We start from the raw sequence: 12,442 nt of genomic DNA, 5'->3' as shown, positions 1-12,442 counted from the left end.
ATCCTTAAATATTGATGAGTTTTTCGCTGCGCATTTTATCCCAGAAAGCTTGGGGGATTTGAGCGTGAGCTAAATCCATGTTGGATTTAACGCGTTCAGCTTTACTAGTGTTTAATGCAATGGCCTTGATTTGCGGGAATAGAAAAGAGAATTGAACACAGGCAGCAGCCGGCTTGATATCAAATTCGTCACAAATGGCAAAAAATTTCTTTCTCCATGCAAAAACTTCTGGATGGGATTCTTCAGTAATAACTTGATAATCAAAATGACTTCCACCAATAAGGAAACCAGCGTTGAAAACAGCGGAGTTGATGACGTCGACGCCTTGTTTACCGAGTTTGATGAGAAGGTTTTTGGCAAAGTCACTGTGAGTGTAGGGGGTGATGGAGCAGGCAAACATAGCCCAATCAAGTTGGATGTGATCGGAGATGAAGTCGATGACGGTAATGTCTTTGGCGCCAACGCCAATAGATTGAACCTTGCCAGCTTTTTTAAGTTCATCTAATGCTCTAAAAGCCTCGAGAAGATTGGATTTTCTTTGTCTTAAGTCGTCTTCGTCTTTGGCGCAGGATAGGTATTCGTCGGGGTCATGGACTGATACGAGTTGAGCATCATATTCACCGAGGAGTCCGTTGCCTTGTTCATAGCAATCGATAATTCCTTGATAAGAAATATCTTGTATGGCATCGTTCTTTAGGTTGACCCATGCACCTGGTTCAAAGGTGGGCTCCTCAGTTTCTAGTGGGACTCTTTTCCATGCAAGTTTATTGCTGATGAGAACTTTGTCTTTTGGAACTTTGAGTTGACTTAGGCATGCAGCCAAACTCTCTAGAGCTAAACCAGCACCGTATTTACCCGCGCTATCAAAAACGGCGAGTTGAGGGTTGGCGTCAACAATTTCTTTGACAATGTTGAGTTTGGTTTCAAAAGGGGGTTCTGAATATAAATTCCCCAAAGAGGAAGTGCCAAAGATTATTTTTGGAAGTTCTTTTTTCATTCGTGTATGCCTTAAAAGTGAGTCCGCCAAGGGCTGCGACTAAGGATAATACTACCCCTGGCGAACTCATAGATTATTAATCGTTTAGTTCAACCATGGCTTTGATGACGCCTGTTTCAGGCTTGGTCCATGCAGGGAATTCTTCAATCATGTCTTCGAATTTACATGTATGAGTGATCATACATGTACTCTTGGCACGACCATCATTTAGGCAGTCTGCAACGTGCTGGAAGTCTTCAAGAGTTGCATTTCGACTACACATGATTGTGAGTTCACGTTTGTGGATGTTGGGGTGATCGTAAGAAAGTTTATCTTTACTTAAGCCTACATAGACTAAGTTAGCGCTATGAGAGCAATACTCGACGGCGCCCATCATTGATCCGGCGTGGCCAGTAGCATCTATAACTGCAGTAGCAAAGTCACCATTGGTCAATTGCTTGATTTTCTCAATCGCATTTTCCGATTTAGGATTGACGGTGGCGGCTACGCCAATATCAGCTTGGCAGAAGTCTAAGCGTTCTTGGTTGAGGTCTAGAGCAATGACATTGGCACCTGCGGCTTTGGCAAATTGCATGGTGGCTAAACCGATAGGGCCAGCACCAATAACTAAGGCCTTATCACCTTTTTGGATATCGGCGCGACGTACAGCGTGTGCACCAATGGCGAGACATTCAACGAGGGCCATTGCGTCAAGGCTTAGATCATCAACTTTAAGGACGTGGCTTGCAGGGACGCTGATGTATTCACACATGCCGCCATCTTGGTGTACGCCAATGACTTGCATATTAGCACAACAGTTTGTGTTGCCACGGCGACAAGCAACACATGTTCCGCAGTGTAGGTAAGGTACGATAAGGACCTTATCACCAATAGCGAGTTTACTTTGGTCAGCATTATGGCCGAATTCACTGACTTCACCAGAGAGCTCGTGGCCTAATACACGTGGGTATTCAAAAAAAGCTTGGTTGCCTTGGTAGGCATGGAGATCGGTACCGCAAATGCCGATGCGGCGGATTTTAACGAGGACTTCACCTTCTTTGGCGGAAGTTTTAGCGGTCTCTTCCATAGTGAATTTGTAGGGCTCTTGACAAACGACTGTTTTCATATTTCTGTCCTCTTTTTATTTTACTTTATTTAAAGCTTCTTTGGCAATTTCAGTAATCCCAGCGAAATTACCTTCGTCCATGAGTTTATTGGGAACCATCCAGCTACCACCACAAGCTTGTACTTGAGGAAGCTTGAGGTATTGACCAACGTTGTCTGCATTGATTCCGCCTGTTGGAACAAATTTAACTCCTGGGTAGGGAGCAGCAAAGGCTTTTAGTGTTTTTACTCCGCCAAGTGCTTCGGCAGGGAAAAATTTTAATGTTTTCCAACCATCGGCTAATGCATCTTGAATATCGCGTGGTGAAGCAATGCCTGGGAAATAAATTAAACCAGCTTCTTGACAAGCTTTAGAAACTTCAGGAGAGAAACCAGGAGAGATGATGAAGGTAGCGCCGGCATTTTTTGCTTGCTCAACTTGAGCTGCATTGATTACCGTGCCAGCACCCAAGAGCAGGTCTTTATAGGCCGACATAATTTTGATGGCTTCTGCAGCGCATTCAGTTCTAAAAGTCACTTCCGCTACAGGGAGGCCGGCTGCAATCAAGGCTTCAGCCAAGGGAGCGGCATGGGCAGGGTCAGTGATTTTTATAACGGGTACAAGTTTTAAATCGGCAATTTGTTGTTCGATAGACATAATTATTTCCTTGATTAAGTATTGGGAAAAAGGCTAGCTTTGAGGCCTTTTTTCTCGAAATCTTCTAAGATTTCTGTTAAGGTTTTTAAGAAATCGGGGTGAGTGTTAAAGGCGCCTTTCCAGGTGGAGCATGCAAGGATGGATTTTGCGAACTCAGCAGCAGAAGTGGTGTCGCACTTGGCAATCGCATTCATTGATTTGAGATCATCCGAGAACTCATAGCTTAGGCCCTCAGATTGTCCTTTGAATACATCTCCGTCAACCGTTCCACGATAAAACCAGAAGAATGCTGCGATGGCTTGAGAAAGCTTTTGTGGGAAGCGTTTCTGGAGCTTGGTGTAGTCATTGAATGATGGCATTAGGCGAACTAGGAGCTTTGATGAGGAATTTAAGGCTATGTTAATCATCTCGTGATTGAGGAAGGGGTTTTTAAATCTCTCTATCACCGCTTCGGCATAATCCGTGAGCTCTTTAGTATTTCCACCTTTAGCTTCTAGTGTTGGGAGTATTTCATCTAGAAGTATGGAGCGTAAGAATTGGTCGATTTCTGGCTTGTTTAAAGAATCTGCAACAATAGTTTCACCACTTTGGATGGCGGCATAAATCATGGAGGTGTGTCCGCCATTGAGCATGCGTACCTTTGTTTCTCTGAAAGCAGCTAGATTCTTAGTCCAAAAAACATTGATTCCAGCTTTTTTGAGAGGTAACAATGCTTCGGCTTCTTCTCCTTCGATAGCAAATAGGTGATAGGGTTCTACACAGGCATCATTATTTTCGCCTTTAGTGACAATGCGATCCACAAGTGTGTTGCGGAAGTCGCAATCTTGTTTAACCCAAGTTATGAAGCTGTGATCTAGCCCCCAATCATTAGCATGCTTGATAATGATTTCTTGTAGTTTATCACCATTGTGTTCTATGAGTTCCATAGGTAAGATCATGGGAGCTTTATCAGCACTGTGATCAAAGTGAATGAATCGTTTATAAAGCCAGGCGCATAATTTTGCGGGGTAGGTCTCAGGACACTCATTAGGGAAGAGACACTGTTTATAGACAATGCCTGCCTCCGTAGAGTTTGAAACGATAAACTGTAAATCTTCCTCTTCGGCTGTTGCTAGGAATTCAATCCATTCTGGATAGGGGTGAATGAATCTTCGATAAACATTAATTGATTCAGTTTGATCTATCACTTCACCATTTAAAAGCCCTTTTGTACTTAGTGAGTAAGTACCAGAAGAATTTATGAATTGGCTTAAATCACCCCGTGGAGTGAGTTTAACCATGGTGATAGAAGCATCAAACTGCTCGTTTTTATTGAGTTCATGGACCATCCATCCCCAAAAACCACGGAGGAAAACGCCCGAACCAAATTGGAGGATTTTATTTTTCATCGAATAACACGAGCTCCTGCACCGCCAACGAGTCTTTCAACTTCATTGAGCCTTGCGGTTGTGGTGTCGCCTGCAGTTGTCATAGCTAAAGCACCGTGAGCAGCGCCGTATTCTACACCTTCTTGAATGCTGCCTTTAATCATAACGCCGTAAATGAGGCCTGAAGCAAAGCTGTCACCGCCGCCAACGCGGTCAAGAATCTCGGTTTCATCACGTTTGACTGATTCAACAAAGCCGTCTTCTCTAGACCAAGCAACAGCGCTCCAGTCATTAATAGTAGCTGTTTTTACGCCGCGCATGGTGGTGGCGATGGCTTGGAAATTAGGGAATTCTTCAGAAGCTGTTTTGATCATGTTGTGGAAAGCTGACGCTTCGAGTTTTGTGAGGTTGTGGTCTACGCCTTCGATTTCTAGGCCAAGGCAAGCAGTGAAGTCTTCTTCGTTGCCAATCATTACATCAACATACTTGGCAATTTCACGATTAACTTTTTGAGCCGTAGCTTCACCGCCTATAGCATTCCATAATGAAGGTCTGAAGTTGAGGTCATACGAAACAATAGTGCCATGTTTTTTCGCTACTTGTACAGCTTCTAGAACAACGTCTGGAGTTGTTTCTGAGAGGGCAGCAAAAATCCCACCTGTATGGAACCAGCGAACACCGTCTTGACCAAAGATTTTTTCCCAATCAATATCGCCTTTCTTGAGTTGAGAAACAGCAGTGTTACCGCGGTCTGAAATGCCTAGTGCTGAACGAAGGCCATAACCGCGTTCTGTGAAATTAAGACCATTGCGAACTGTACGACCACAACCATCATAAGGAACCCACTTAACGTATTCTTGGTTAACGCCACCTTGGTACATGAGGTCTTCAACTAAGTAACCGATGTCATTATCAGCGAGAGCTGTTACAATGGCAGCTCTTTGTCCAAAGCAACGCTTGAGGCCGCGAGCAACGTTATATTCTCCTCCACCTTCCCATACATTAAATTTACGAGTGTTTCTAACGCGACCTTCGCCCGGATCTAAACGGAGCATAACTTCGCCTAGTGATAAGATGTCGTATTTACAATCAGCAGCATTTTTGATTTTCATTATTCAATTTCCTTTTGTGTTTTGTAACTATTTATAAAAAATGATGTTTAATACTACGGGGCGAGTTTGGAATATACTTTCATGCTAACATCATTGAATATTATAAATTTGAACATTTTTTACGCTTGAATTGTTTTTTATAGTAGTTATATATTCTTAGTATGTTGTTTTATATAAGTTTATAAAGGTGAAAATATGGCTAATAAGCTCATTCGATTTGGTCGTCCACAAGATCGCCCGTCTCTGTTAGAAGAGATTGCCGTCTTGGGGCATAGGCAGGTAACTGAAGTTAGTAGGAATGCCATGTTGCCACATATGAATAAACGCTTCGAGATTACTTATGTGGTTTCGGGTACATTAGAATGGCTTATCAATGATGAGCTTATTGTGACGCGTCAAAACGATATTTTAGTTACTTTCCCTGAAGATAAGCTGGCTTTGCTTGGTGGGCATTTCATGGTGAGTGATGCTTACTTTATGCAAATTGATTTTGATAAAGAAGGCTTTATGAGCTTGGAAGAGCGTGAATTGTTCAAGCGTAAACTCTATGCCGTTGAAGGACGTAAGATATCTTTGCCTACTGATAGGAGTATTTTATTTGCTAAGTTGATCAGTGAGCACGAAAGGCAGGATGTCTTTTCAGAAGGACTTTGTAGGGGTTGGTTGCATGAGATTTTGACGATGGTCGTTCGCCGTTCGGAAGGATGGGAAGCAAAAACTTATTTAAATGAATATAATTTATTCAAAAAAAGTTTGTTGTCTTATCTAGAAACGAATGTTGCGAGAACGGATATTAAAGTGCAGGAAATTGCCGAGCACTTTAATTATTCTGAAAGTCACTTCCGCTTTTTATTCAAGAAAATTTTTAAGACTTCGCCAGTTGATTTTGTCCGTCAATTTAGAGTTGATACCGCTCAGCGCTTGATTCGAGAGGGTAGTTTTTCGATTACTGAGATTGCTTATAAAGTTGGTTTCTCTAGTTCGCAATACTTCTCTCAAACTTTTAAGAAAGAGTTGGGGATGAGCCCTCGTGAATACAGGAAATCATTGCGTTTAGAGAGTGGACGAATTCAAGATATGAATACTAGTATTTATTTTATGGATCAGCACTTTCCAGATAAAAAATAGGGAAGTTTAATATTCTTTTAGACTTTGAAAAAAAGGGCTTCTCATTTAGCTTGCGCTAAATGATGAATAAAGGAATAAGAAAAGATGAAAACTGAGCACCTTGACCTCATGCTTGATTCGGCATTGACCAAAGCATGTGAAAAATTAGAAAAGAATGAAAATGTTTATCCTTATGTATTAGTTATGGATAAAAATGCTTATGTTCAGTTTAGTGAAGATTTTGACCAAGACGTTTACGAGAGTGATCCTGAAGAGCTAATTGCAGATTTATATATTCGTTTGCAAAAGCGAGCTTTAGAAGAAGATATTTTCGCAGTGGGCTTAGTCTGTCAGGTTAAAGTAAAGCACCCTGAATACGGTGAATACTGTAGTGCAATTGAAGCTCATGTTGAATATAAAGATGGGAGCTCTTACGATTGCTTTTTACCTTATAATAAAAAGGATGATCGAGTTGAGTACGGCGATATCTTTTCCAGTGAAGTGGATGCCAAGGTTTTTACAAGTCAGAAGTAAATCGGCGTTAAGCTTTCTTCGATATTCACATTACTTTCTTTGAAGGGGTCAACTAAATCGTACCCAGGAATCATTGAAGAATATTTGGATTTAATTTTCTTTATTTGACTCGATGATATTTGGCCATTTTCGCCAAATTCTGTTTTGAAGTATTGCTCATAATAAGCACAGATAGATGCCAGTCGAGCCCGAATGATGCGAAGCTCTTTTTTGTCAATTTCATTATTTTTATCAATGTCTGAGCTAAAGATCAATTCGAGTTTTTGCTGAGTTCGCGATGAACCGCGAACGCTGTATTTCTCAAACTCTATAAGAGCAGCTTTGATCCATGAATTTTGTTCATTGATGTCAAATTTAAGGTCGTCGTTTAGGTCTAGGTAAAGGGTGTCGCTCTGTCCGTAGCTATTTTGGATATAGAACAGGCTTAGTAAAGCAAATAGTATTAGCTTCATTGTGCGGTGCGAGATAACTCTTCGTAGCAAAGTAAGAATGAAACGTTGCCAATGGTGACGACATCGCCAGGGACAACAATGCTTCGTTTAACTTTTTCTAAGTTTACTTTGGTTCCGTTGATGCTCTTTAAGTCTTCGAGCATGACAGATTTATCGCGAATACTAATTTTGGCGTGGCGACGGGAAACTGAGATGTCTTTAATCATTAAGTCAGACTCTTCATTTCTGCCAATAACCAAGTTACGTAGTCCTGGAGTTAAGATGATCGGAGATAATTGGCTGCTGACTGGCATTAGTTTTAGGCGCTGTTTGTTATTGTGAGCATCAGCAAGAGCTTGACGGTGAGTATCTTGAGTTCCAGTTACGACAACATCGAAACGTGTCTTGCCTGCAGTGATACTTATGGTATGTGAGATACCTGTATTACCTGATATCCTACGGTCGCCTAAAAATACACCTGGGTGACCTTTTGTGAGGTCTTCCATGTAGAGGCCAACTTGGCTCCAGTAGATAATGAAGTGAAAAGGTTTGAGTATTTCCATGCGGAAGTCGCAACTTGCATGAGATCCAGCTAAGATCGGTGCCATGGTGCTTGATCTAGCTTTGTTTCTGTAGCTAAGTGTCACACAGGCATCATCAACATAGGGCTCTGGAATGTTGTTGAGTATAGAGCGCTTTAATATTTGAGTGTCTGTCCCTTCGGATTTTGAGCTATCTAAGCCGACATGGATAATCCAGCTATTGCCACATTTAATTGCTGTTCGCGATTCTGATGTGGTGGTGAGTTGACGGGATTTTATGCCGTTGAAAGATAGCGTGTCTCTAACTCCAGTGTCCATGAAAGTCCAACGACCTTTAAAGTGGATGGCGCGCATTTGGGTTTCGGAGATGGATTTATCATTAATGATACATTCGTTATCTTTCCCTCGACCAAAATTGAAAATGACATCGTCCTCTTCAATGGGCGTCATGCGGATGCCTTTTTCATCGATCACATAAAAGCACGGAGTGAAGCCACCTGTTGTCCTAGCGAGTTGCTCATTGAGTGGGATCGCTTCGTGGGTGTTTTCCTCTTCGATATAGTCGGTGTCCGTATCAAGCTCATCTGGGTTAATGGCGTATGGGTCGAGTTGAACTAGTGTTTTTTGAGGATCGTGATCAGGTGTATTCTCTTCTTCTTTTATTCCTGATTCGGAAGAGGGTAGTGTTTGCTCCTCTTCTTTGTCGGTTTTTAAGAGTTCTTCACGATCTACGTCAACGGTATGTTTTAAAAGTTCTTCTTGGGCGGATTGAGAGCTTGCTTCTGAATTGAGAGGGTTAATGGCCTTGCAGGTGCTAGTGTCGGTGTGTCTTTTTTTCTCTAAGGTGATGGGAGCATCATCCGTGGGGTCGACTTCTTCTTCTAGTGTTTCGTCTTTAGTAGTTTCAGCAGGATCTTTATCTACAGGCTGATTGAGTTCTTCTTTGTTTTTTTCGAGTTCCTCAAGTTTTTTCTTGAGTTCTTCTTCTTGTTTGATTTTTTCTTCGTATTCAATCCAGCGCTTTTCATCTTCGCGTTCATGTTTTTTGATGAACTCTTCTTCCTCTTGATGGCGAACTTCCTCCTCTCTCTTGGCATGTTCAAACTTCATTTTTTCTTCTTGAAGTTTTTTGCGTTCGAGTTCGAGGCGTTCTTCTAGTTCACGTAAGCGTTGTTCCTGCATCTCTTCGAGTTTGCGAAGTTTTTCTTCTTGCTCGATGATTTCGGTGCGCTTTCGTTCTTCCATGTCATAGAGAGTTTCTTGATGTTGCACATAAGTGGCAAGTGGATCGAAAGATTCGATCTCTTCAAGTTGCTCAGAGGCATTATCAGGGTGGATTGAAGAGGGGGTTTTGATCTTTAATTGATGAGAATTGTCACTAGATGGCTTGATCATCTTCAGTTGATGTGATTCTGATCCAGGCGCAACAATCTTTAAGCCTTGGGATTTCTGGCCAGGTGATTTGATTTTTAGTCCGCGTTGAGGAGGTGTGCCGTCTGGGGTGTGAGTACTCATGCTTTAGTATAATCTTTAGTCCAAGCTAAATTCAAATTTAAAATTAGTTTTTTTCTTAATTGCTTTGATTGATTCTTTGCAAAGGCAACATTTGAGTTCATCGCCTTCTTCAAGTTCAAAGCCGGTTCGAGCTTGGGTTTCGGTGTCGCAGTGTGGGCATTCATAAAAATAGCCAGGCATGGGGCCGCAATGTCCGCCGCCACAGCAGTAGTCAGGTGTAAGTGTAATTTCCATAGATAAAACTTCTTTAAATTTCCAACATTTCTATTGACCGCATATTATACACATCAAACAACTCTCTTACAACATGGACTTGATCTAAATAAAAGGAGATTTAAGTTCAATATGTTTATTAAATTAGTTTAAGTGATCAAAAAATATGGAACAAGTAAAGTTAAATAGAAAAACCTACGAAACAGAAATAGATTTAGACCTTCGCCCTTTTACGGGTACGGGGTACACAATTGATACGGGAATCCCCTTTTTTGACCATATGTTGACTCATATTGCCAAGCATGGACAAATGGACATGACTTTAAAGGCAGTGGGTGATATTGAAGTAGATTTTCACCACACAGTAGAAGACGTTGCAATCGTGCTAGGTCAGGCTTTTGATAAAGCCACTGAAGATATGACGGGTGTCGCTCGCTATGGTAGTTTTACCCTGCCAATGGAAGAGGTGCTCTGTACTGTTGCTGTGGATATACGTAAATCGCCTCACTTTGAATACCGCGTTCCAGAAGTTTTTACGGGACAAATGGGGACTTTTGATTGCGAGTTGGTTAAAGAGTTCTTTAGGGCGCTATCAATTTTTAGTCGTATGAATATTCATATTCTAGTACATTATGGTGATAATAAGCATCATATTTCTGAAGCGATTTTTAAATGTTTTGCTAAAGCATTTGCGATTGCTGCATCTAAAGATGGTACTTCAAATCTCTACTCTACGAAAGGTTCTCTATAATTTTTTGATTCTACTACTTGACATTATTTCTGAGAGGGATTATTCATTTCTCAAAATTAAATTTCAAAAGTTAAAGTTTAAGGAAATAAATCGTGAGTAAATATCGAGTATGGTATGATGGTGATCCCGAGTATACAGGTTTTGATTCTTTAGCACAAGCACTCAAGTACGTGCGTAAAACTAAAGTACTAGATGAGTCGAACTCTGGCTTGGAAGAATGTATTGATGGTTACTGGGATGAGTGGATGGATAGTGATGACCAAGAGATTCACGATCACCTCTATATGTATGGCGGTAAATCCCCTTATTTGAAAAAGAGTGCAGAGAAAGCAGATCCAGTTCGTCCATCAATTATGGATACAGTCAGCTTCAGTCGCGAAGAATTGATTGCATCACTTGAAGAAGACGATGATGATGATGAAGAAAACGAAGAAGATGCTTACGATGAAATCATTGATCCAGATGAAGAGGTTCTTGATGAAGAAGGTCTCGATGAAAGATTGATGAATGTCATTGGTGTATCTCCCAAGACAACTACGGAGACAACTACTGAAGCAACAGAGGAAGAATTCATAGGCGAAGATGAATTATCTGAATTTGATGATGAAGAGGAAGATGATCTCGATGGTGAAGAAGAGGAAGAAGAAGAGAAGTAATATTCTCTAACAATACTTATAATGGGCGGGTTTATCCCGCCCTTTTTTATTATGAATGAAAAGAAATATTCAGAAATTTTTTTAACTAGAGAGCACTTTGATGATCTGCCGGATTTTTCTTTGCCTCTAGCTTATTCCTACCGAAATTATCAGTTTCAGGATGAGGAAAATTGGTTCCGAATCTATAAAGCATCAGATAATTATAATAAGGTCTATTCTACGACTTTTAGGGAATATTTTGGCGCAGAAATAAAGAAGTTAGAGCAGCGCCAGATCTATATATGCAACGAGGAAGGCTTGGCAGTTGCCACCGCAACAGCTTGGGATGATCCAAATTTTTTGGGAGAAAGTTGGGGGAGGGTGCACTGGCTTGCTGTTCATCCGGATTTTCAAGGTAGAGGCTTGGCTAAATGTTTATTGAGCGAAGTGATTAAACGTTTAAAAGAATGTGGTCACGAAAAAGCTTATTTGCGAACTTATACCATGCGGGAAAAAGCGATTAAACTCTACCTGAATTTTGGTTTTACCCCTTTGGTACGTTCAGAAGAAGATGAGAAGATCTGGAGATCTTTGGCAAAAAAACTCAATCACGAAAAGCTAGCGACTTGGAGAGATTGATAATTCGTTTAGATTACCTGAGTAAGTAAATTTCATTGAGGTTTTTACATGAGTACAATTTTTTCTAAAATCATTGCCAAAGAAATTCCAGCTGACATCGTTTATGAAGATGATTTGTGCTTGGCATTCAAGGATATTAATCCGACCGCTCCAATGCATATTTTATTGATCCCTAAAAAAGAATTGATTAACTTGTCTGATGCACAGGAAAGTGATCAAAGCTTATTAGGGCATATGATGCTTAAAACAACAGAGATTGCGGAGTCCCAGGGTTTTAAGGATTATCGCGTGGTCACTAATAATGGTGCTGGCGCTCAGCAGAGCGTATTTCATTTGCATTTACATATAATCGGCGGAAGAAGCCTCAACTGGCCTCCAGGTTAATGGGTCGCCAAGAATTATTGCTTTTAGGAGATGAAGATTTATTAAATCTTTGTTCACAAGACTTCTTTAAAGCTTCGGGCCCTGGTGGCCAGAAAAAAAATAAGACTTCCTCTGCAGTACGCCTAATTCATAAAGAGAGTGGTATTCAAGCTTCTGCGTCAGAAGATCGCCAGCAATCCGTGAATAAGAAAAGGGCTCTACGTCGCCTTAGGTTGGAGTTGGCTTTGCAGATTAGGGAAGATTTCTCGCCTTGGAAAGGTGAGTGGAATATGAATGAGAAAAATGATTTATACGCGGTTTTGGTGGCCACTTTGATAGATGGTCTTGAAGAGTGTAATTATCAGGTTTCAGATCTATCTAAAAAGTTGAGTTTAAGTACTTCGGCATTAATCAAAGTTTTGCATAAATCACAAATTGTGTGGCGCTTCGTGAATGAGCAGCGGCAGAAAAGAAATTTAAAGGCTCTTAAATAAG

At 41.0% G+C, this 12,442-nt stretch carries 15 protein-coding genes; 7 read left to right on the top strand and 8 right to left on the bottom strand.

All coding sequences use genetic code 11. From position 1 onward, the window contains the following. Nucleotides 1–4 precede the first annotated feature (4 nt). The 5 genes from PQO01_RS17470 to PQO01_RS17450 form a co-directional block, all read right to left on the bottom strand. The gene (locus tag PQO01_RS17470; RefSeq protein ID WP_274315457.1) at nt 5–997 is read right to left on the bottom strand and encodes an aldo/keto reductase; all 993 of its coding nucleotides are present in this window, start codon (nt 995–997) and stop codon (nt 5–7) included. Nucleotides 998–1,073: 76 nt separating this feature from the next. Next, nucleotides 1,074–2,102 (bottom strand): zinc-binding alcohol dehydrogenase family protein, encoded by a 1,029-nt coding sequence (locus PQO01_RS17465; protein ID WP_274315456.1) that lies wholly within the window; start codon nt 2,100–2,102, stop codon nt 1,074–1,076. Nucleotides 2,103–2,117: 15 nt separating this feature from the next. Beyond that, nucleotides 2,118–2,738, bottom strand: coding sequence for a bifunctional 4-hydroxy-2-oxoglutarate aldolase/2-dehydro-3-deoxy-phosphogluconate aldolase (eda, locus tag PQO01_RS17460; RefSeq protein WP_274315455.1), 621 nt, complete (start codon nt 2,736–2,738; stop codon nt 2,118–2,120). 14 nt (nt 2,739–2,752) lie between these two features. Next, nucleotides 2,753–4,126 (bottom strand): tagaturonate reductase, encoded by a 1,374-nt coding sequence (locus PQO01_RS17455; RefSeq protein WP_274315454.1) that lies wholly within the window; start codon nt 4,124–4,126, stop codon nt 2,753–2,755. Further along, nucleotides 4,123–5,217, bottom strand: coding sequence for a sugar kinase (locus PQO01_RS17450; RefSeq protein ID WP_274315453.1), 1,095 nt, complete (start codon nt 5,215–5,217; stop codon nt 4,123–4,125). Before PQO01_RS17450 ends, PQO01_RS17455 begins: the two co-directional genes overlap by 4 nt. 195 nt (nt 5,218–5,412) lie before the next feature. Here PQO01_RS17450 and PQO01_RS17445 point away from each other — a divergent pair, with 195 nt between their 5' ends. After that, entirely contained in the window at nt 5,413–6,345 is a 933-nt protein-coding gene (locus tag PQO01_RS17445; RefSeq protein ID WP_274315452.1) for a helix-turn-helix transcriptional regulator, read from the top strand. Nucleotides 6,346–6,429: 84 nt separating this feature from the next. Further along, on the top strand, nt 6,430–6,858 hold the full coding sequence (locus PQO01_RS17440) for a hypothetical protein (protein WP_274315451.1): 429 nt from the start codon (nt 6,430–6,432) through the stop codon (nt 6,856–6,858). Here the strand turns inward: PQO01_RS17440 and PQO01_RS17435 are convergent. From PQO01_RS17435 to PQO01_RS17425, 3 genes are read right to left on the bottom strand one after another with little or no spacing between them, the layout of a single operon-like run. After that, a complete protein-coding gene (locus PQO01_RS17435) occupies nt 6,849–7,310 on the bottom strand; it encodes a hypothetical protein (protein WP_274315450.1) in 462 nt (153 codons plus the stop codon). The two genes, PQO01_RS17440 and PQO01_RS17435, sit on opposite strands and share 10 nt — an antisense overlap. Then, a complete protein-coding gene (locus tag PQO01_RS17430) occupies nt 7,307–9,346 on the bottom strand; it encodes an FHA domain-containing protein (RefSeq protein WP_274315449.1) in 2,040 nt (679 codons plus the stop codon). Before PQO01_RS17430 ends, PQO01_RS17435 begins: the two co-directional genes overlap by 4 nt. A gap of 15 nt (nt 9,347–9,361) precedes the next feature. After that, a complete protein-coding gene (locus PQO01_RS17425; protein ID WP_274315448.1) occupies nt 9,362–9,580 on the bottom strand; it encodes a hypothetical protein in 219 nt (72 codons plus the stop codon). A gap of 145 nt (nt 9,581–9,725) precedes the next feature. On the opposite strand from PQO01_RS17425, the gene hisB reads away from it, so the two are divergent. The 5 genes from hisB (at nt 9,726) to PQO01_RS17400 (ending at nt 12,441) form a co-directional block, all read left to right on the top strand. Further along, the gene (hisB, locus tag PQO01_RS17420; protein ID WP_274315447.1) at nt 9,726–10,310 is read left to right on the top strand and encodes an imidazoleglycerol-phosphate dehydratase HisB; all 585 of its coding nucleotides are present in this window, start codon (nt 9,726–9,728) and stop codon (nt 10,308–10,310) included. A 92-nt stretch (nt 10,311–10,402) separates the two neighbouring features. Next, a complete protein-coding gene (locus PQO01_RS17415; protein WP_274315446.1) occupies nt 10,403–10,966 on the top strand; it encodes a hypothetical protein in 564 nt (187 codons plus the stop codon). Between the two features lie 51 nt (nt 10,967–11,017). Beyond that, the gene (locus PQO01_RS17410; RefSeq protein ID WP_274315445.1) at nt 11,018–11,584 is read left to right on the top strand and encodes a GNAT family N-acetyltransferase; all 567 of its coding nucleotides are present in this window, start codon (nt 11,018–11,020) and stop codon (nt 11,582–11,584) included. 48 nt (nt 11,585–11,632) lie between these two features. Then, nucleotides 11,633–11,968, top strand: coding sequence for a histidine triad nucleotide-binding protein (locus tag PQO01_RS17405; protein WP_274315444.1), 336 nt, complete (start codon nt 11,633–11,635; stop codon nt 11,966–11,968). After that, nucleotides 11,968–12,441 carry a peptide chain release factor family protein gene (locus PQO01_RS17400; protein ID WP_274315443.1) on the top strand — a complete coding sequence of 158 codons (474 nt, stop codon included), beginning with the start codon at nt 11,968–11,970 and terminating at the stop codon, nt 12,439–12,441. The genes PQO01_RS17405 and PQO01_RS17400 overlap by 1 nt, the downstream gene beginning before the upstream one ends. The last annotated feature ends 1 nt before the right edge of the window (nt 12,442 follow it).

This window comes from Lentisphaera marina, from assembly GCF_028745505.1.
In the GTDB taxonomy this organism is placed as follows: Bacteria; Verrucomicrobiota; Lentisphaeria; order Lentisphaerales; family Lentisphaeraceae; genus Lentisphaera; species Lentisphaera marina.
Note: the sequence above shows the minus strand (reverse complement) of the source record. Positions and strands in the feature narration are given on the sequence as shown.

Bases quoted from the DNA above. Each gene is read 5' to 3' on its own strand.
- PQO01_RS17470 (WP_274315457.1), bottom strand. From the start codon at position 997: ATGAAAAAAGAACTTCCAAAAATAATCTTTGGCACTTCCTCTTTGGGG.
- PQO01_RS17465 (WP_274315456.1), bottom strand. From the start codon at position 2,102: ATGAAAACAGTCGTTTGTCAAGAGCCCTACAAATTCACTATGGAAGAG.
- eda (WP_274315455.1), bottom strand. From the start codon at position 2,738: ATGTCTATCGAACAACAAATTGCCGATTTAAAACTTGTACCCGTTATA.
- PQO01_RS17455 (WP_274315454.1), bottom strand. From the start codon at position 4,126: ATGAAAAATAAAATCCTCCAATTTGGTTCGGGCGTTTTCCTCCGTGGT.
- PQO01_RS17450 (WP_274315453.1), bottom strand. From the start codon at position 5,217: ATGAAAATCAAAAATGCTGCTGATTGTAAATACGACATCTTATCACTA.
- PQO01_RS17445 (WP_274315452.1), top strand. From the start codon at position 5,413: ATGGCTAATAAGCTCATTCGATTTGGTCGTCCACAAGATCGCCCGTCT.
- PQO01_RS17440 (WP_274315451.1), top strand. From the start codon at position 6,430: ATGAAAACTGAGCACCTTGACCTCATGCTTGATTCGGCATTGACCAAA.
- PQO01_RS17435 (WP_274315450.1), bottom strand. From the start codon at position 7,310: ATGAAGCTAATACTATTTGCTTTACTAAGCCTGTTCTATATCCAAAAT.
- PQO01_RS17430 (WP_274315449.1), bottom strand. From the start codon at position 9,346: ATGAGTACTCACACCCCAGACGGCACACCTCCTCAACGCGGACTAAAA.
- PQO01_RS17425 (WP_274315448.1), bottom strand. From the start codon at position 9,580: ATGGAAATTACACTTACACCTGACTACTGCTGTGGCGGCGGACATTGC.
- hisB (WP_274315447.1), top strand. From the start codon at position 9,726: ATGGAACAAGTAAAGTTAAATAGAAAAACCTACGAAACAGAAATAGAT.
- PQO01_RS17410 (WP_274315445.1), top strand. From the start codon at position 11,018: ATGAATGAAAAGAAATATTCAGAAATTTTTTTAACTAGAGAGCACTTT.
- PQO01_RS17405 (WP_274315444.1), top strand. From the start codon at position 11,633: ATGAGTACAATTTTTTCTAAAATCATTGCCAAAGAAATTCCAGCTGAC.
- PQO01_RS17400 (WP_274315443.1), top strand. From the start codon at position 11,968: ATGGGTCGCCAAGAATTATTGCTTTTAGGAGATGAAGATTTATTAAAT.